Source organism: Corynebacterium pyruviciproducens ATCC BAA-1742, from assembly GCF_000411375.1.
Taxonomy (GTDB): domain Bacteria; phylum Actinomycetota; class Actinomycetes; order Mycobacteriales; family Mycobacteriaceae; genus Corynebacterium; species Corynebacterium pyruviciproducens.
This window is the reverse complement of sequence record NZ_KE150448.1, coordinates 263,031-281,384: the sequence shown is the minus strand read 5'-3', so window position 1 is coordinate 281,384 and position 18,354 is coordinate 263,031. Positions and strand designations below refer to the sequence as shown.

Below are 18,354 nucleotides of genomic sequence, written 5' to 3'. Positions count from 1 at the left end.
AGGATTCGCCATGCATCACCCATCAACCCGCCTCATCCCCCTGTGCGTGGCAGCACTTGTCCTCGCGGGGTGCTCCGTTCCTGAGTCAGGCCCGGGAGCAGAGGATCCCGTGACGCTCACCACGACGGTGACAAGCGGGGCGGAAGCGTCGAAAGAAGCTTCGTCGGATTCGTCATCTACCCAGACCAGTGCTGAGCCTGAGGTTACCCAGGTCAGCGACGAGGAATTCAAGCTCCCGGTGGACGAATTTGGCAACGAGATCTGGCGCTTCAATATGCGAGGAGGGGAGCTCACATGCCGCGCGATGATGGGCAACAATTGGTACATCGGCTGCGATATTGTCGGCTGGAAGGATGCGCCGAGGACGCTCCGTCCTGATCTCGTCTTCTTCGGGGCGGAGCAAAACCGCGTCAGCGCTGATGAGCGAGGTTATTTCGAGCCCGGGTTTTCCGACCCGATGCTGGACCATGCAACCGGCGGGAAAGAGCTCAAGCCGGGCCAATCCACAACGATCGCGGGCTACACGTTCGCGGTGGACGATGACGGCGTCGCCACTGCGAAGGGGTCTATGGGCTGGTTTAGGTTCGACGGCTCCCTCTCCACACAGGATTGGGTGCAAGGGGTGCAAAGCAACGGGTGGGCCGACCCGGGCAACGTGTGCAAGCGTGACAAGGGGCCTGCAGGGGATAACCGCGTGTTTTTCGCCGGGCACAAGGGCGCCAATTGCGACAAGGCGATGGCCGTGTTCGCGGAATACGGGAAAGCCCTGCAAGATGGGCAGGATCACGGGTCCGCTGGGGCCGCGTCGGGTGACGGGTGGAAGTGCATCGGCGATTCCTCGTACTCTGTCGATGCGGCGGGAAGTGACAGAAAAGAACACTGCGAGATCGACGGCAACGGGGAAATCTGGGTGACAAACCCGGACAAGTACCCCCATCCCTAAGAAACGGAGTACGCGAGGCTTGAGTGATCTGGAGGAACCACGCGTGTGAATGGCTCGGTAAAACAGGACCACCGGACAAGCACTAGTGCTACCTTGGGTTGTAAGCAAAGTAGGTGTCGCAGCGGATCGAGGCGATACCTGGAAAAGGAAAAATTATGCTCCACCGTGGTTTACGTTTCATCCCGTTGGTTCTCGCATGCTTTGTAGTAGCGGGGTGCTCAGTACCCGATTCGCGCCCGGGCGCGGAAGAGCCCGTCACGCTTACCACCACGGTGATAAGTGGCGAGGGGCAATCGGTTGAGAATTCGCCGGAATGGCCCACGAGCACGAGTAAGGAACCCACCTCGCACGAGGTTGATGCAGCAGAGTTCAAGGAGCCTAACGATTATTACGGCAACGAGTTGTGGGGAGTTGTCATGCGTGGGGGAGACCTGCGGTGCGAGGTTGTGAAATCGGCGCGGGTATGGATGCAGTGCGCTGTGAAGAACTGGAAGAACGCGCCACGCACGCTTATGGCGGACAGTTACTTCTTCGGAGCTGCAGACAACCGGATCGGATTGGATTCCAGCGGCGGGTTTGAACCGCAGTACATTGCCCCGGGGCTCGGCGGCTTGTCTGGCGATGTGGAGCTTAAACCGGGCGAGACCACAACGATTGAGGGCTACACCTTCTCCGTGGATAACAACGATGTGGTGACTGTGAAGAGCACGGGTGGCTGGTTTACTTTCGATGGTTCTCTTACCACTCAGGACTGGACGCAGGGCGTGCAGGCCAACGGGTGGGCCGACCCCGGCAACGTGTGCAAGCGCGACAAGGGGCCAGCAGGGGATGATCGCGTGTTCTTCGCCGGTGAGAAGGGTGCCAATTGTGAGGCGAACCTGGAGGCGTTTGCCAAATACGGCGAGGCGCTGAAGAATCCCGTTCCCGGAGGCTACGGCTCGGGGCAAATTGTGCAGAAAAACGGGTGGGGGTGCTCTGCCAGCGAGTTCTACGCGAAGGGCACCTCGGGTGCGGACCGGAAAGAGACTTGCGCTGTTGACGGGCAAGGCGGAATCTGGGTCACCGACCCCACCAGCTACCCGGCGGATCTTTAGCTCCCTTAAGTGGGGCTGCGCCCGTTGGGATAGGACCTGCAATTATGCAGCCGTATGACCAATTTGCATGCGTGCGGGCAGCGTAGTTCGCCCGTTAAATTTTGCGGGTGTGTGGGAGAACAGGCCGAAGCGTGGCCCTTAACGGGGGTAGGGGTAGGAAATGTGCATATCTTCGCGGGTGGTGCCTGGCACTTTCTACCCTCTTTATGGGTGGAGGGGAAAAGACGGGTAGAATTCGATTGTTCAATAATATTCGTCTAGTTTCCGTGGCAAGGACCGCGGGACAAGGAGTTTGTGTACACGACGTTCGCTTGAGAGCATGGGGGGCATAAGTAAACAAGGAGGCCAGGAATGTCTACGGAAGAATTTACCCCGTTTACGCTGTTGTGGGATGTGGGGTGGATATCCCTCCTCATGGTGATTGGCAACACGCTGCGTCGGCGCGTGGGGATTTTCCAACGCCTCCTTATGCCGGCCTCCATCACCGGTGGCATCCTGGCCCTCATTCTCGGGCCGGAAGTCCTCGGCTGGATCCCGTTCTCTAATTCCATGGGAACCTATACCACGTTGCTCATCGCGTTCGTGTTCGCGTCCATGGCGTACTCCATGGACCTCGGCGGGGAGGTAGCGAAGAACTCCCGCAACATGTGGGCCTATTCCACGTCCATGTTCCTCGGGCAGTGGGGCCTGTTCATCGTCTTGGGCATGTACGTCCTAGACCCGATCTTCCACACGGGCCAGTGGTTCGGCATGATGCTCCCTGTCGGCTTCGTCGGCGGATTCGGTACCGCAGCCGCCGTGGGCTCGGCTCTGCAGGACGTGGGGGCTTCCGACGCGGCATCGCTCGGGTTTACCTCGGCAACGGTGGGCACGGTGGCCGCCATCGTCGGCGGCATGATCTTCTCCGCGTGGGGCATCCGCACCGGCAGGACGAATGCGATTCCGCAGCGCCTGCCGTGGGATCTGCGCTCCGGCTACATCGAGAACTTGGAAGATCGTCCGGTGGTGGGGCACGCCACCACCAACCCGTCTGCCATCGAACCCATCACCCTTCACCTCGCCGTTGTCACCGTCACAGTGTTGGCTGCCGACCTCGTGGTGAACTTCCTCAAAGACATCTTCCCAACGGTGACGGTGCCACTGTTCGCCATGTCCTTTGTCATGGGGCTTGCGGGCCGGATCTTCCTCAAGCTGGTGCGCCACCCCTACTTCCTGGATAAGGACCTCATCACTGCGAACTCCGGCGCGGCCACCGATTACCTCATCGCCTTCGGTGTGGCCTCCATCGCCCCGAGCGTTGTCGCCGCCTACTGGCAGCCGCTGCTCATCATGTTCGTGGTGGGCATCCTCTACTGCTTCCTGGTGTTCCGCGTGCAGGCCCCGCAGTACTTTGGCAAGCACTGGTTCGAGCGCGGCCTGTTCACGTGGGGCTGGGCAACAGCCGCCGTGGCCACCGGCATTGCGCTGCTCAAGATCGTCGACCCGAAGCTTAAGTCCGGCACCCTCAACGAGTACGGCGTGGCCTACGTTGGCTTCGCGCCGTTCGAGATTGGCATGACGCTGCTCGCCCCCATGTCCTTCGCCTTCGGGTGGATGGCAGGTCTCGGTTGGGCATCGGTGATCATCGGCATCGTCGTCGCGTTGCTCCCCAAGGTCTTGCACTGGGAGTACGTCCCGCCGACGATTGCGCGGGAATAGTGTGTACACTCGCGCGCACAACTGCGCATGAGGGGGAGAAGGAGGAGACGGTATGCTGAGGTGGATCTGGATCGGCGGGTGGGGCCTACTCGTCATTGGTGGTAGCATCCAAGCGCTGGTGGATCCCGAGGTTGACGGGCTTCCGCAGTTGTTTCTCCTCCTCGGGATAGCCATTTACTCTGTCACCTTTTACCGTTGGTACAACAGGGAAGTTGGCCTCGTTGAGCTGTGGAAGGGGAGCTACACAGGATTTTCCGTGTCCTATATCGTGTGCGCCCTCGCCCCATGGAGCTGGCAAATCATCTCCGCGGTTGGTCTTGTTGTGATGGTGTACTTCATGTTTCTGGAAAACGACCGTTTCCTTACGTGGTTAGCAGCCCACGATCAGCCGTCGCATTCTTAGGACAGATCTGGAGCGAGTGCTCCGATGGGGCTGCGGTAGGGCTTTTCGCGCGCAATCCACGGCCCACCACTAAAGCTCAGCTGGGCGACGGTATCGGGCGGGCCATGCAGGCGCAAGCGTTCGTTCCCGAGTGTGCTTGCGGGGACAGCTGCGGAGGGGGGCGGATAGCAACAAGCGTGGTCTGCACGAGGTGAGCCGTGGGAAAAAATGGGCAATGAAAAACCGGGCCACCTGTAAGGGGTAGCCCGGTTGGTGCAGCTTTTACGCCGCTGCCTTCTTCATCGCGTCAAGGAACGTGATGTAGCGCTCCCGGATCGCAAGGAGCGGGTTGACTACGGTGTCGGCGGAGATCTCGGCCACTTGGTCGCGGATCGCGCGCCGGGTGCGGTTCTTGATCGCCGTGCCGATCGCCCACCCGAACGCGCCGGTGAACAGGCCCAACACGAGGCCCACTAGGAGTCCGGCGAGGATCAGGAGGGTAGGCACGGGCCAGCCCTCCACCTCGGGGATGCGGGGCTCCATGAACGGGGCGATCACCCCGGGCAGGAACGCGATCACCAGGTACCACAGCACGCCCACAAGCGCTGCCAGGAGGCCAATCCACTGGAGGAACGTGAAGATACCCCAGCCCTTGCCCGGCTGGGCGGGAAGCTCCGTGCGGGCGACGGCCCGGTCGAGCTGATCGGGCAGTTCGTCCACGATGTGCTCCGTCTCGTCAAAGAGGGCCGAGGACCAGCTATCCGGCAGCCCGTCGGCGGCAGTGCCGGCGAAGGCGCGCACGCCCTGGTTCGCCACGGCGCGCGAGGACGCGTCGAGGGCCGGCATGGAGGAGCGGTGGACACCCAGCTCGTCGGCCTCCTCGCGGAGGCCGAGCCGCTTGAGCGGGTCGGCGCGGAAGCGGGGGATCCAGCTTGTCACGAGCCAGCCGGTCTTTTGCCCCAGGCGCTTGCGGTAGGCGGCGGCGGTGACATCGGCGATGGGGTCAGCACCGGCGGCCTTGGCCAGGTACGTATCGAGCTCTTTCTTGGCACCGCGGGGAACGTCGCCGGGGGTCTTGTTCTCGGCCCAGGTGGCGGCGATGGTGTCCACGTCGGCGGCGATGCGCGCCTCCTGGGCGGCGTGTGATTGGGCCACGCGGGCGATCTCCTTGCGCAGCTCGTCCACGCCGGCGCCGGTCTTAGCGCTGGTGGGGATCACGCGGACCTTCTTCAGGCCATCGTCGAGAAGCAACTGGTGGAAGGAGCGGGCGACATCGCGGGCGTCGTCCTTGGACAGCTTGTCCGATTTGTTGAGAACCGCGAGCGTGACGGCGCTGTGGGAGGCGTGGGGGCGGATGAACTCGTCGTGGATGATGCTGTCGGCGTACTTTTCCGGGTCGGTCACCCACACGAGGACATCAACCTGGCCCGCCAGGCGCTCAGCCACGGCGCGGTGCTTGGGCTCCACCGAGTCAAAATCGGGCAGGTCGAGCAGGATGAGTGGGCTGCCCTCGAACGTTCCGATGCGCATCCTGCGATCCTCCACCTGGAGCCAGTCCAAGAGCTCCTCGGAGCCATCGGGCTCCCACACGGCCGCGAGCGGCGAGGAGGTGGTAGGGCGGCGTGCTGCGGCCTTGCCTAGGTCCTCGCCTACGACGGCGTTGAACAGGCTCGTCTTGCCCGAACCAGTCGCACCGAAAAATCCCACCACGGTGTGCGCGCCGGAGAGCGTGCGGCGCTCGGCGGCTTGCGCGGTGACGGAGTTGATGCGCTCGAGTTCGTGCGGAGTGAGGTACCCCTCGCCCAGCTGGGCAGCCGTGGTGAGCGCCTCGATGCGCTCGGTGAGGGTGGTCTTTTTTCCAAACATCTAGTTCACGCCCTTTGCCTGGTTGGTGACATCGCGCACGGCAGCGGAGACGAGCTCGTCGAGCGTGTCGGCCGGAGTGCCGTCGCCGAGGTGATCGGTGAGGAGGTAGTAGCGTTCCGCCTCGTTGTTGAACAGCTCATTGACGCGCTTGTTGAGGGATTTCCGCGCGCTGTTGGCCATGCGGCGCACCGCATCCTCGCCGAAGATGGTCTCGAGCAGTTTCTGGCCCACCACGGCGGAGCCGCCGGCGATGGCGACCTCGCCGCCGGTGAGCCCCGCGGTGCCGGCGAACACGATGAGCATGAGGACCACGGTGGCGGCGTTGATGCCCAGGCTCATGATGCGAGCCTTCATCCGCTTGTCGCCCGCGCTGTCCTCAATGTCGCGCATGAGCTCGGCCTGCCACTCGCGCACGAGGGAGGAGGCGCGGTCGCCGATGTCGCGGCTGGCGTGGGCCAGCTCGGGGTCGGCACTTTCCCTAAGGATCGGTGCGTTGGAACCGATGTAGCCCCACGAGCGGGTGGCGGCCGTCTCCGCGGCGTCGACGATGACGGCGTGGAGACCGGTTTCAATCTCCGTCTCCACCTCGCGCACGGGCTCCGGCCGGCCGCTGAAGAACCGCCCGATCCGGTCGATGGTCTGCGCGTACAGCCTCTCCACGGTGCGGAACACGTCGGAGGTTCCCACGAAGTCCTGCCAACGGTTCAGCACCTCCTTGCGCAGCAGCTGCCCGTCGCTCGTGGCGTCGAGCACCGCGCGCGTGGCGGCCTCGTAGTTGTCCGCGATCCCCTCGTTGAGCTGGTAGGCGAACTCTTCCTGCTGTTTCTTTGTCTTGCTCACCGCCCCCACTCGCTCTTCTAGCTTGCCGACGGCTCCGAGCAGTGTTTTCGCCGCCATCTCACGGCGGGCGACGGCATCGGCGGCGAGGGTGGACAATCGGTGGCCGAGCTCCGATACGAGCTCGGTGGGGAGGAGGTCCTCAACGTGGCCCGCATCGGGGATGACAAAGAGCTCTGCGTCGTGCAGCTGCGCCTCGTCCATCATGCGGCGGAGATCATTCGGTACGGAATCACCGGAATCGTCCTCCACCTTATTTAAGACGACAATTACCTGGAGGTTGCGCCCGGCGGCGTCGTGGAGGAAGTTCCACACGAGCTGGTCGGCGTAGCGGGCAGGCGTTGTGACAAATACCCACAGGTCCGCCGCAGCGAGCAGCTGGGACGCGAGCGCCCGGTTGCGATCGTCGATGGAGTCGAAGTCGGGGGCGTCGAGAAGCGCGAGCCCCGGGGTGAGGGTGTCGGCGACGACGGTGCGCAGGCTCGTCGCCTCGGGGTTCTGGTCGGGGTCCCCGTGCTCACGGGCGAGACCGGGAAGCACGTGTGGGGAGTCGAACCACTCGGCATCAGCGGGGTTGGACACAAGCACAGGCTGCCTCGTCGTCGGGCGGATCACTCCAGACCGCGAGACCCGACGCCCCACGAGCGCATTGACGAGCGTGGACTTGCCGCTGCCGGTGGAGCCACCGATCACAGCGAGCAGCGGCGCGTCGAGGTGCTTGAGGCGGGGCAGGATGTAATCGTTGATCTGGTCGATGATCGCCTGCGTCTCGCGCCGCGAGTCCGGGTCGGTGGAAAACACCACGCCCGCAAGCCCGTCGCGGAGGCGGACAATGGAATCCAGTGCGTTGTCATTCACGCTTTCTATTGTTCCACGAACCCCCTTTACGTGGTCCCACCAGGGGCGGAGTTGTTACACACGGGAAAGTGGGAGATTGCGCGCACGACGAACACCCCACGAGTCGAGCCTATAGTCGGTACACTGGCGAAGGTAAAAGAAATTACAAAGAGACCTTATAAAGAAAGGGTGACACACATGTCGCTACTCACCTCCGCCGCATTCCGCGTCATTCCGGGTGCCTTCATCCTCAACTCCGGCATCGGTAAGTTGGGCATGGATGAGAGCGCCTCCGCCGGCCTGCAGAACATGGCCGCCACGGGCATCCCGCTCATGAAGGAAATCCCCACCGAGAAGTTCGGCGATTTCATTGCCTACTCCGAGATCGGCATTGGTGCCACGCTGCTCGCACCGTTCATTCCGGATCGTCTCGTCGGCATGATTCTCACTCCGTTCGCCGCGGGTCTGCTCTCCATGTACTTTGGTAACCCGGAGAACACCGAGGATGACGGCATCCGCCCGTCGCAGAAGGGTCTGCCGCTGGCCAAGGATTCCTTCCTCCTCGCCATCGGCCTGGGGCTTGCCTTCAAGGGCAAGGATGATAAGAAGTCCAAGAAGGACAAGGCCCTGGAAAAGGTCGAGGACAAGGCGCAGGGCTTTGTCAAGGATGCTGAGAAGGGTGCCAAGAAGCTGTGCAAGAACGTTGATGCGGACAAGCTACTGGAGAAGCTTCCGTTCTTTAACTAGTCCGCTCCTCCCCGAACCCCGCGCCACCACGCGCGGGGTTTGGTTTTTGTGCGGGTGGGTGGTAGATTGTCTCGCGTTGCCTTTTGGTGCGCTGTTGCGTGGCTAGAGGGTAGCAGGCCAGGTACGTTCCGGTCGGCAATCGGGCGTACGTAAATTTCCAGGTCAAGGAGACTTTAACGTGATTCAGCAGGAATCGCGCCTCAAGGTCGCCGATAACACGGGTGCGCGTGAAATTCTCTGCATCCGCGTCCTCGGTGGTTCCACTAGGCGCTTTGCTGGCATCGGCGACGTCATCGTCGCTTCTGTCAAGGATGCCAACCCCGGCGGCAACGTCAAGGCTGGCGAGGTTGTCAAGGCCGTCATCGTCCGCACCAAGAAGGAAACCCGTCGTCCCGACGGCTCCTACATCAAGTTCGACGAGAACGCAGCCGTCCTCATCAAGAATGATAACGAGCCGCGCGGTACCCGTATCTTCGGACCCGTTGCTCGCGAGCTTCGTGATAAGAAATTCATGAAGATCGTTTCTCTCGCTCCGGAGGTGATCTAACCTATGAAGATTCATAAGGGAGATACCGTTATCGTTATCGCTGGTAAGGATAAGGGTGCTAAGGGCAAGGTCATCCAGGCTTTCCCCAAGACAAACAAGGTGCTCGTCGAGGGCGTTAACCGCGTGAAGAAGCACGTGGTCAACTCCGCTCCTGAGCGTGGCGCCGAGTCCGGCGGAATCGTGACCCAGGAGGCTCCGATTCACGTTTCTAACGTCATGATCGTCGACGCTGACGGCAACCCCACCCGCATCGGTTACCGTTTCGACGAGAACGGCAAGAAGGTTCGTGTTTCCAAGAAGAGCGGGAAGGATCTGTAAAAATGACTGACAATTACACCCCCCGCCTCAAGGCCGTGTACAAGGATCAAATCCGTGAGCAGATGAACAACAAGTTCAGCTACGACAACGTGATGCAGATCCCGGGCCTCACCAAGATCGTTGTGAACATGGGCGTGGGCGAGGCAGCTCGCGATTCCAAGGCCATCAACGGCGCTCTTCATGATCTCGCCCTCATCACCGGCCAGAAGCCCGAGCTTCGTCGTGCTCGCAAGTCCATCGCTAACTTCAAGCTCCGTGAGGGCATGCCGATTGGCGCTCGCGTGACGCTGCGTGGCGACCGGATGTGGGAATTCCTCGACCGCCTTCTCACGGTTGCTCTTCCCCGTATTCGTGACTTCCGCGGTCTCTCTGACCAGCAGTTCGACGGCCACGGCAACTACACCTTCGGTCTCACCGAGCAGACGATGTTCTACGAGATCGACGTGGACAAGATCGACCGTCAGCGTGGTATGGACATCACTGTTGTGACCACCGCCACCAACAACGAGGAAGGCCGCGATCTTCTGCTTCGCCTGGGCTTCCCGTTCAAGGACAAGGACGGCGTCAAGCAGCAGCCGAGCGACTAGTTCCAAACCAGGAAAGCGCCCTTCAAGGGCGCTTTTTTGCTTTTCTCAAGGGGTAGTAGAGGGCAGACTCACGGGACACGAGAAGGGTGCGGAAAAGCCCGCGCGGGCTAGTGAAAGCTGCGCGGGCTTACCAGGAGGAAAGAAGGGGAGTGTTACTTCTTCCAGCCGATGTTTTGGGGCTTGACAATGGCGAATCCGTAGGCGCCGACGTTAGCCAGCCCCTCCTTTTGCGCAAACATGTCAGGTCCTGCGTACATCGGGACAATGCCGAAGCGCTTCAAGAAATCCGGTTCGATCTCATTGGAGCGTGCGGTCTGCTCATCGCGGGTGGGCAGATCTTGGAGCTCCTTGATCTTGGCGTCGCCTGCAGCGTCGCCAGTGGAGGAGACGTTGAGGTCAGAATCCGAGCCATAGGTCTGGTCAAAGAAGGCCACACCGAACGGGTCGGAGGATGTGAAGCCCATGGGGAACAGATCGAAATCGCGGGCGGTGTAGATGTTGGAAAACTCGCTGGAGGGGCGCTCCTCAATCTTGATGTCCACGCCGATCTCTTTCATCATCTTTTGGAAGGCAGAGGCGGTATTCTTGGTAATCTCCTCGGCGCCGGTGAGGACGTAGCGCAAGGAGAGTTTCTGGCCGTCCTTTTCACGGATTCCATCGGAACCCTTGACCCAGCCGGCTTCATCCAAAATCTTGTTGGCCTTCTCCGGATCGTAGCTTACTACCTTGGAGAAGTTATCCTGGTACGTGGGCTGGAAGGAGTGGATGATGAAGGATCCGGGCGGGGTCTCCTGGTAAGGCAGACCCTGGAACCAGATCTTGGAGAGCGTCTCGCGGTCGATACCGGTGACGATGCCCTCGCGGACCTTGACATCAGAAAGTTGCGGGGACTTGGCGTTGAGGGTGAGAAGCGAAATCTTCGGCTTGTGGCCAATCTTCTTCTCAATGCCGTTCATGCCCTCGACGGCAGCCCAGCGGTCGCGGGCACTGACTGAGGTTACGTCCACCTCACCGTTCTTGAAAGCGTTGATGGAGGCATCTGCTTCCATCTGGCGGAAGATGCGGCGGTCCAGCTTGCCCTTATCACCCCACCAGTTATCGTTGCGCTTGAACACGGCCTCACCCTTGTTAAAGTCAACGTAGTCAACGGTGTATGGGCCTGCGCCCCACTCGGGGTGAACCTTGTTTACATAGTCGTTGTAGTTGGCCGGATCCTCGAGCGCCGGGTGGGCCGGCTCATTGAACAGGGACTGCCACCAGGGGTAGGTGCCCCTGAAGGTGATAACTGCCTGCTTGGGGGTCTCACCCTGCTCGACGGAGGTGATGCGATCATAGCCGTCGGTAGCGTTGGGCTTGAATTCATCGCTCTCGCCGTTGTTGATCTTCCACGTTGCGTGGAAGGTCCTCCAGTCCATGTCGGTACCATCGTTGTACTTGGCTTCGTCGCGGATGGTGAAGGTGACTACGGTATTGCCGTCCTTGATTTCTTCCTTCACGTCGGTGAGGTAGTCATCGTTGATGGAGTAGTTGCCTTCTCCATCAAAGAGTACAAACTGCGGGTTGTACCAGCGCCACAGGTTGAGGGTGTACAAAGGAGCGTCCGCGTGGTTGCGGTTTTGCTGTGGGGAGATCTCGGTGATCGGTGTGACTAGCTCGCCTCCGTCTTTCACCTGATCGTAGGGCGTTTCATTGTAGTCTGCTGCCTTGACTTCTACCGCCTGGTTGTCTGAGCTATTTGAGGCCTTGGAGGAGCTGTTGGCTTCCGAGGAACCGGAGTTGTTACTCGCGCAACCGGTGAATGCGAGGGCCGAAGCGGCCAGAATCGCCGCGAGTTTGGTGGGCAAGGGGCGCACTTTCATTGCGTATGACTCTCCTTTCAGGAACAGCGACTCTGACAGTGAGGGTGCAGGCCACTTAATGTGTTCCACGAATTTTTGATAACGGTGAATTAGCTGGAGCACAGCATCTGGCAGGCATATCTGACAGGTGTATTACAACTCACTGTGCATAACTAATAGTGACTACGTTATCTAGTTTCTAGGGCAATTTCAGGACTTTGCCACGAAAAACGTCCAAAGGGTGTAAAAAACAGCCGACGGATACTTGTCCGTCGGCTGCAAATTATTAAATTGTTGAACGAAACTTACTTCTTCCAGCCAATGTTCTGCGGCTTGACCACGGCGTAACCGTAGGCGCCGACGTTAGCAAGTCCCTCCTTCTGAGCCTGGATAGCCGGACCACCGAATTCGGGGATGAGGCCGAACTTGGCCAGGAATTCCTTCTCCAGCTCGTTGGAGCGCGCAATCTGCTCTTCACGGGTGGGCAGGGACTGCAGCTCCTTGATTTTGGCATCGCCTTCCTTATCACCGGTGGAGGACAGGTTCAGCTCGGAATCAGAGTTGTAGTACTGGCCGAAGTAGGCAACGGCGTAGGCATCGCCAGCCGTGATACCCATGGGGAGGATATCGAAATCGCGGTTGGTGGAAATCTCGGACCACTTGTTGGAGGGGAGCTCCACAATCTCGATCTTGATACCCACGTCGCTCAGCATCTTCTGCGTGGCGGCGGCGGTGTTGCGGGTGATCTCATCCACGCCAACGAGGACGTAGCGGAAATCTAGCTTTTTGCCGTCCTTCTCGCGGACACCATCGGCGCCTTCCTTCCAGCCTGCGTCTTCCAGGAGTTGCTTGGACTTCTCTGGGTCAAACTGAACTACCTCGGAGTAGAGGTCCTTGTAGTCCGGCTGGAACGTCATGAACATCAGTGATCCTGGGGGGTTGTCACTGAAGGGCAGACCCTGGAACCAGATCTTGGCTAGGGTTTGCCTATCAAGCGCGGTGGCAAACGCCTCGCGTACTGGGAGCTCATCCAGGCCCGGAGACTTGGCGTTGAGGGTCAGAAGTGAGATGAAGGGACGGTGACCGTATTTCATCTCGGTGCCCGGCTGGTCCTTGACGGATGCAAAGCGGTCACGCGCGCCGGCGGGGGTGTAATCAATTTCGCCGTTCTTGAACGCGTTGATGGAGGCATCCGGGTTCATCTGGCGGAAGATGCGTTGATCCAGTTTGCCGGGGTTACCCCACCACTCGGGATTGCGCTCGAAAATTACTTCGCCCTTGTTGAAGTCGGCCGAGGCAACGGTGTACGGGCCTGCGCCCCACTCGGGGTGAAGCTTCTTCACGTAATCGTTGTAATTGGCCGGATCTTTGAGAGCGGGGTGTGCAAAGTAGTTGAACAAAGACATCCACCACGGGTACGGGCCATCGAAGGTGACCACGGCCTGCTTGTCGGTCTCACCCTTGGTTACGGATTTGATCTTCTCGTAGCCGTCGGTGGCGGAGGGGGAGTAGGCCTCGTTTTCGCCGTTGTTGATCTTCCACACCGTTTCAAATGTGGTCCAATCAATCGGGGTGCCATCGTTGAAGTGCGCCTTGTCATTGATGGTGTAGGTGAGGACGGTGTTGCCGTCCACCATCTCCTCTTTGACATCGGTCACGTAATCGTCGTTAGGCGAGAACTCGCCGTCTGCGGTGAACAGCGAGACAACGGGGTTGTACCAGGTCCACAGGTACCTGGTGTAGGTGGGAGCATCGGCGTGCCACACGTTTTGCTGCGTGGAAATCTCGGCGATGGCGGTGATGATCTGCCCGCCGTCCTTGACGTTCTCGTAGGCGGTTTCGTTGAAATCGCCGGCGGGAATTTCTTCTTTGTTTTGTTCCTTGGAATTGGTCTTCCCGGAGGCAGAACTGTCACTGCCCTCTGAGCCCTGTTGTGAGGCACAGCCGGTGAGAATCAGTGCGCTTGATGCGACGATGGCCACTACAGCGCGCGCTGTTTTCCGTAATTTCATATTTTCCTCATCCTCCTGGGTGTGAGAAATATTGGGTGGGTCTTTTAAATGGCGCTATTCCGCACGGTGCCAGTGGCAGGCGTAGAAGTGATCCTTACCTGCGTCCTGTTCCATGGCGGGGGTCGTACCATCGCAAAGAGACTGTTGGTCTTTAGAAAGCTCGCGATACAGGGGGCAGCGGGTTCTAAAAGCGCAGCCCTCTGCCTTCTCGGTGGGGGAAGGCAGGGTATCTGGGAGAAGAATCCTCTTGCGCTGGCGCTCTAGGTCCGGGTCCGGGATGGGGATGGCCGATAAAAGCGCCTGGGTATAGGGGTGCTGGGGGTTATCAAACAGCGAGTTGGTCTCGCCCTGCTCAACAAAGCGTCCCAAGTACATGACGGCCACACGGTCAGAGATGTGCCGGATCACGGAGAGATCGTGCGCCACAAAGAGGTAACTCACGCCGAGGCGGGCCTTGAGCTCATCGAGGAGGTTCAGCATGCCTGCCTGAATGGAAACATCGAGGGCGGAGACCGGCTCATCCAAAACAATGAGCTTGGGTTCTGCAGCAAGCGCGCGGGCAAGTGATATGCGCTGGCGCTGGCCACCAGAGAAGTGGCCGGGGAAGCGGTCGATGTGGGCCGGGTTCAGCCCCACCAGATCCATGAGCTCTGCTACACGGGCATCGTGGTCGCCTTCCCAGCCGAGGGCGTCGAGGGGCTCCTTGATAATTTCCGAGACCGTGAGGCGTGGGTCGAGGGCTCCCATTGGGTCTTGGAAGACGATCTGAATTTCTTTGCGCAGGAGCCTTCGCTCGCGCCGGGGGATGCCTCCCACGTCCTTACCGCCGATGACGATGCGGGTGGGATCCTCTGGCTTCATGTCCATGATCTCCAGCAGCGTGGTTGTCTTACCACAGCCGGATTCGCCCACGATGGCGAAGCATTCTCCCTGCTTGATGTTGAAGGTCAGGCCACTGACTGCGTAGACGCTGCCCACCCTGCGCTTGAACATCGCGCCCTTGATGAGCGGGAAGGTCTTGGTCAGATCGGTGACATCGAGTACGGTCTTGCGCTCCTCGCGGGGGATATCTGCGAACGCGCTGACGGGGGCATCCTTGGTCGGGAAGATTTCCTTGCCGTTGAGGCGGCCGTCGTGGATCTCGTCGCTGCGGACGCAGGCGACGCTGTGTCCTGGGGCAATTTCCGCGATTTCCGGTTCCTTCTTGAGGCACGCCTCGGTGGCGATGGGGCAGCGCGGCGCAAAGGTACACTCATCGGGCAGGTTGACCACGATAGGCGGTGCACCGTCGATGGTGGTCAAGGCCTTCTTTTCTCGCTTTGCCACGCTTGGAATGGCGCCCAAGAGGCCCACGGTGTAGGGCATATGTGGGTTCTTGAATACGGTGTGGACGTCCGACATTTCTACGGGGCGCCCACCGTACATCACCAGCACATCATCTGCGGTCCCGGCGACCACGCCGAGATCGTGGGTAATCATGATGGTGGCGGCGTTAGTTTCGCGTTGTGCCTTCTTGATGAGCTCGAGGATCTGAGCCTGGATGGTGACGTCGAGTGCCGTGGTGGGCTCGTCGGCGATGAGCACGCGTGGGTTATTGGCAATCGCGATGGCGATAACCACGCGCTGGCGCATGCCGCCGGAGAACTCGTGCGGGAAGCTTTTTGCACGGACCTTGGGGTTGGGGATGCCCACTTCGTCGAGAAGCTCAACGGCCTGTGCCCACGCCTTGTCCCTGGAGATGGACTGGTGGGTTTGGAGTGCCTCAACAATCTGATCACCGACGGTGAACACAGGAGTGAGGGCCGACAGCGGGTCTTGGAAGATCATGCCGATTTCCTTGCCGCGGTACGTGCTCATCTCCTTGTCCGTTTTGCCCAGGAGCTCTTCGCCGCCGAGCTTAACGGAGCCCGTTACACCCGCGTACTCGGGGAGAAGACCCATGACGGCCAGTGAGGTGACGGATTTGCCGGAGCCTGATTCGCCCACGATACCCAGGGTTCGCCCGGGGTAGAGATCGAAATTCACGCCACGGACTGCGTCCACCTGGCCTGCTTCGGAGGGGAAGGAGACGTGCAGATCTCGGACTTGCAAGATGGGTGAGTTCATTACGCCTTACCTCCGGCAGCAGAGTTGGGATCGAGGGCGTCGCGGAGGCCGTCGGCGAGGAAGGCCACCGAGACGGTGAGCATGGTGAGGATGGCTGCGGGGAAGAAGAATTCCCACGGAGAGGCCTCCACGTTCTTGGCGCCGTTGGCCAAGAGTGTACCGAGGGAAACGTCGGGGATTTTCACGCCCAGTCCGAGGAAGGACAAGCCTGTCTCACTCATGACGGCGGAAACAACGCCGAGGGTTAGGTAGATGGCCAGGAGCGAGGCGATATTGGGGATCATGTGCCTAGTGACGATCTTCCACGTGGGCACGCCCATGTAGCGGGAGGCGGCGATGAATTCGCGCTCACGAACCGAGATGGACATGGACCAAATAACACGCGCACTGAACATCCAGCCGAAGGCGATGAGGACGATGGTGAGGATCTTCCAGTCACCGCCGGAACCACTCACCATGAGGCCGATGAGGAGGAAGGACGGGATGACGAGGAGGAAGTGGATGAACGTGAGGATGACCTTCTCGGCTGTTCCGCCGAGTAGTGCCGCAGTGGTGCCGACGACGGCGGCGATGACGATGGTGGCAATCGACACCGAGGAGGCGATGATCATGGAGCGGCCGAGGCCGTGGACGGCCATGGCGTACAGGTCATTGCCCGCAGAGGTGGTGCCAAAGAAGTGTTCACCACCTGGCGGTACGGCCAGCGACATGAAGTCCGGGTCATCGTAGGACCACGGGGTGAGGAATCTGCCAAATACCGCGAATAGAAGAAGAATGAGCAGAACAATAAGGCCGACCACGGCTGGCTTGTTGCGCATAAAACGCCTGTAGTACAGCGTGGATTTCTTCATCGGGCGCGCCACGGAATGATCCGCGACGGGTGCGTTGGGGTTCTGCTGGGCCTCTACGCGCCTGATGTCATCCATCTCATCTTCCACGATGGCCGTGACGCCGGCCTGGTTGGTGGGGTCAGAGTGTGGGCTGAAATCACCGGTTGGGTTGTTGAGCGCCGAGGCCGGCGGCAGCGGGGGCTGAGGGCCCTTGTGAATGTATTCGGGCTTTCTTTCAGACATTTAGCTCACCCTCACTCGCGGATCAAGGAAGACAACGAACAGGTCGGACAGGACCGCGCCGATGGCGGTCATGAGCGCGCCGAACGCGGCCACGCCGACGGCGCCGTGGATGTCATTTTTTTGGATGGTTTCCAGGAAGTAGCTGCCCATGCCATTCCAGCCGAAGATCGTCTCCGTCATGATGGCACCGGTGAAGATGCCCGGGATGGAGAACGCGACGGAGGTGGCCACGGGGATGATGGACGTGCGCAGTGCGTGGCGCCTCACGGCCTGTGCCTTGGTGAGTCCCTTGGCGCGCGCGGTGCGGACGTAGTCTGCGTCAATGTTGTCCAGCAACATGTTGCGTTGCATGAGGTGGTAACTGGCGTAGGAAATGATGAGCAGACAGATGGTGGGCAGGATGAGGTGCTGGAAGCCGTCGACGAGCTGATTGAAAAAGCCTTCCACCCCGATGGATGAAGCGCCGGTGACGTAGAACACAGGTTGTCCCGCAGCGCGGTTGATGGAGATGGCGATCCAGACAACCAGCACCGAGGCAACAACCACGTGGGTGTTGAGGGTGATGAGTGAGACGACCATCCAACCACGGTCTGCAAGCTTATCCTTGCGGGAGGCGGTGAAGACGCCGAGCGCGATACCGATGACAACAGAAAGGAACGTGGCCAGGAGGAGTAGCCGGGCGGAGACCCAGATGCGGTAGGAGATCTGCTCGTTGATGGAGTCTCCCAGCGGGCTTGAGCCCCAGTTCCAGTGGAGGAGAATCCCTGAAAGCCAATTCCACCACCTCTCGGTGATAGGGACCTTATCGTTCAAGTTGAGTGGCTCAAGGATGGCATCAATGCGCTCCTCCGGCACCGGGGGGCGGCGACCCGCGTAGTTGGAGCGTGGGTTAAGGAAGCTTGATGCCAAGAAATACGTAATGTTCACGGCTACGAAGATCATGGCTAACCAACCGGCCGCCTTCTTCAGCATGTATTTCAGCATGTTTTTGCCTTGCTAGTCTCGGTTGCGCCACCCGTTATCCGGGCGACCACACTGTCTTCACTGTCTGGTTTTAGATACCAACCATTCAGTTGTGGGTGCTGTCACAATCGTAAGTCACAGTGACTTTTGAGGGGAATTGTTGAACAAGTGAATAGAATGAGAATTAAGGCATACTATACAAAAACGACTTTGGTTAAGTAAGCTTTAGCTGGTGATATCCTGAACGCTGCCCCGGCCACCCCTGTCACGCTCATCAAAAAAAACCACCCGTGGGGGTAGTTAGTCTCTCATGCAAGACGCGGTGATGTCCGGCTCGGGGGACTCTCTCCATACGCCAAAACGCGAAGAATTGTCAGCCCGTAATCGACAAAGCAACGACGACACCACCGGGCATGCACGCATAGGCGCACATAGGGTGGACACCATAAAGCTCGCGTCAGCGCCCGTTAACTTAGGTGAAGAAAAACAGACGGGACAAAGGGGCA

At 60.0% G+C, this 18,354-nt stretch carries 15 protein-coding genes; 8 read left to right on the top strand and 7 right to left on the bottom strand.

What is annotated here, in order from left to right; translation table 11 throughout:
• Positions 1-10 precede the first annotated feature (10 nt).
• The 4 genes from HMPREF1219_RS10785 to HMPREF1219_RS10770 all read left to right on the top strand — a co-directional run bounded on the left by HMPREF1219_RS10785 (position 11) and on the right by HMPREF1219_RS10770 (position 4,138).
• Complete coding sequence (locus tag HMPREF1219_RS10785; RefSeq protein ID WP_016458969.1) at positions 11-943, top strand: hypothetical protein; 933 nt, start codon at positions 11-13, stop codon at positions 941-943.
• A 155-nt stretch (positions 944-1,098) separates the two neighbouring features.
• Positions 1,099-2,037, top strand: a complete 939-nt coding sequence (locus HMPREF1219_RS10780) for a hypothetical protein (RefSeq protein ID WP_016458968.1) — start codon at positions 1,099-1,101, stop codon at positions 2,035-2,037.
• Between the two features lie 351 nt (positions 2,038-2,388).
• Complete coding sequence (locus HMPREF1219_RS10775; protein WP_016458967.1) at positions 2,389-3,735, top strand: sodium/glutamate symporter; 1,347 nt, start codon at positions 2,389-2,391, stop codon at positions 3,733-3,735.
• Between the two features lie 52 nt (positions 3,736-3,787).
• Positions 3,788-4,138, top strand: coding sequence for a hypothetical protein (locus HMPREF1219_RS10770; protein ID WP_016458966.1), 351 nt, complete (start codon positions 3,788-3,790; stop codon positions 4,136-4,138).
• Positions 4,139-4,399: 261 nt separating this feature from the next.
• Here HMPREF1219_RS10770 and HMPREF1219_RS10765 read toward each other — a convergent pair whose 3' ends face one another.
• Together HMPREF1219_RS10765 and HMPREF1219_RS10760 are read right to left on the bottom strand one after the other, a co-directional pair.
• Positions 4,400-5,983: a GTPase gene (locus tag HMPREF1219_RS10765; protein WP_016458965.1), complete on the bottom strand. Its 1,584-nt coding sequence runs from the start codon at positions 5,981-5,983 to the stop codon at positions 4,400-4,402.
• A complete protein-coding gene (locus HMPREF1219_RS10760) occupies positions 5,984-7,678 on the bottom strand; it encodes a GTPase (RefSeq protein ID WP_016458964.1) in 1,695 nt (564 codons plus the stop codon).
• A 177-nt stretch (positions 7,679-7,855) separates the two neighbouring features.
• Here HMPREF1219_RS10760 and HMPREF1219_RS10755 point away from each other — a divergent pair, with 177 nt between their 5' ends.
• From HMPREF1219_RS10755 to rplE, 4 genes are all read left to right on the top strand, one after another.
• The gene (locus HMPREF1219_RS10755; RefSeq protein WP_016458963.1) at positions 7,856-8,404 is read left to right on the top strand and encodes a hypothetical protein; all 549 of its coding nucleotides are present in this window, start codon (positions 7,856-7,858) and stop codon (positions 8,402-8,404) included.
• 178 nt (positions 8,405-8,582) lie between these two features.
• Positions 8,583-8,951: a 50S ribosomal protein L14 gene (gene rplN, locus HMPREF1219_RS10750; RefSeq protein WP_016458962.1), complete on the top strand. Its 369-nt coding sequence runs from the start codon at positions 8,583-8,585 to the stop codon at positions 8,949-8,951.
• Between the two features lie 3 nt (positions 8,952-8,954).
• Entirely contained in the window at positions 8,955-9,269 is a 315-nt protein-coding gene (gene rplX, locus HMPREF1219_RS10745) for a 50S ribosomal protein L24 (RefSeq protein WP_016458961.1), read from the top strand.
• 2 nt (positions 9,270-9,271) lie between these two features.
• Positions 9,272-9,856, top strand: a complete 585-nt coding sequence (gene rplE / locus HMPREF1219_RS10740) for a 50S ribosomal protein L5 (RefSeq protein ID WP_016458960.1) — start codon at positions 9,272-9,274, stop codon at positions 9,854-9,856.
• Positions 9,857-10,008: 152 nt separating this feature from the next.
• Here the strand turns inward: rplE and HMPREF1219_RS10735 are convergent, their stop codons facing one another.
• The 5 genes from HMPREF1219_RS10735 to HMPREF1219_RS10715 form a co-directional block, all read right to left on the bottom strand.
• On the bottom strand, positions 10,009-11,715 hold the full coding sequence (locus HMPREF1219_RS10735; RefSeq protein WP_016458959.1) for an ABC transporter family substrate-binding protein: 1,707 nt from the start codon (positions 11,713-11,715) through the stop codon (positions 10,009-10,011).
• 284 nt (positions 11,716-11,999) lie between these two features.
• Positions 12,000-13,706: an ABC transporter family substrate-binding protein gene (locus tag HMPREF1219_RS10730; RefSeq protein WP_016458958.1), complete on the bottom strand. Its 1,707-nt coding sequence runs from the start codon at positions 13,704-13,706 to the stop codon at positions 12,000-12,002.
• A 54-nt stretch (positions 13,707-13,760) separates the two neighbouring features.
• Positions 13,761-15,812 carry a dipeptide ABC transporter ATP-binding protein gene (locus HMPREF1219_RS10725; protein ID WP_016458957.1) on the bottom strand — a complete coding sequence of 684 codons (2,052 nt, stop codon included), beginning with the start codon at positions 15,810-15,812 and terminating at the stop codon, positions 13,761-13,763.
• Positions 15,812-16,885, bottom strand: coding sequence for an ABC transporter permease (locus HMPREF1219_RS10720; protein WP_016458956.1), 1,074 nt, complete (start codon positions 16,883-16,885; stop codon positions 15,812-15,814). The genes HMPREF1219_RS10725 and HMPREF1219_RS10720 overlap by 1 nt, the downstream gene beginning before the upstream one ends.
• Positions 16,886-17,869 (bottom strand): ABC transporter permease, encoded by a 984-nt coding sequence (locus HMPREF1219_RS10715; RefSeq protein WP_016458955.1) that lies wholly within the window; start codon positions 17,867-17,869, stop codon positions 16,886-16,888. It lies immediately after the preceding gene.
• Positions 17,870-18,354 lie beyond the last annotated feature (485 nt).

Bases quoted from the DNA above. Each gene is read 5' to 3' on its own strand.
- HMPREF1219_RS10785 (WP_016458969.1), top strand. From the start codon at position 11: ATGCATCACCCATCAACCCGCCTCATCCCCCTGTGCGTGGCAGCACTT.
- HMPREF1219_RS10780 (WP_016458968.1), top strand. From the start codon at position 1,099: ATGCTCCACCGTGGTTTACGTTTCATCCCGTTGGTTCTCGCATGCTTT.
- HMPREF1219_RS10775 (WP_016458967.1), top strand. From the start codon at position 2,389: ATGTCTACGGAAGAATTTACCCCGTTTACGCTGTTGTGGGATGTGGGG.
- HMPREF1219_RS10770 (WP_016458966.1), top strand. From the start codon at position 3,788: ATGCTGAGGTGGATCTGGATCGGCGGGTGGGGCCTACTCGTCATTGGT.
- HMPREF1219_RS10765 (WP_016458965.1), bottom strand. From the start codon at position 5,983: ATGTTTGGAAAAAAGACCACCCTCACCGAGCGCATCGAGGCGCTCACC.
- HMPREF1219_RS10755 (WP_016458963.1), top strand. From the start codon at position 7,856: ATGTCGCTACTCACCTCCGCCGCATTCCGCGTCATTCCGGGTGCCTTC.
- rplX (WP_016458961.1), top strand. From the start codon at position 8,955: ATGAAGATTCATAAGGGAGATACCGTTATCGTTATCGCTGGTAAGGAT.
- rplE (WP_016458960.1), top strand. From the start codon at position 9,272: ATGACTGACAATTACACCCCCCGCCTCAAGGCCGTGTACAAGGATCAA.
- HMPREF1219_RS10735 (WP_016458959.1), bottom strand. From the start codon at position 11,715: ATGAAAGTGCGCCCCTTGCCCACCAAACTCGCGGCGATTCTGGCCGCT.
- HMPREF1219_RS10730 (WP_016458958.1), bottom strand. From the start codon at position 13,706: ATGAAATTACGGAAAACAGCGCGCGCTGTAGTGGCCATCGTCGCATCA.
- HMPREF1219_RS10725 (WP_016458957.1), bottom strand. From the start codon at position 15,812: ATGAACTCACCCATCTTGCAAGTCCGAGATCTGCACGTCTCCTTCCCC.
- HMPREF1219_RS10720 (WP_016458956.1), bottom strand. From the start codon at position 16,885: ATGTCTGAAAGAAAGCCCGAATACATTCACAAGGGCCCTCAGCCCCCG.
- HMPREF1219_RS10715 (WP_016458955.1), bottom strand. From the start codon at position 17,869: ATGCTGAAATACATGCTGAAGAAGGCGGCCGGTTGGTTAGCCATGATC.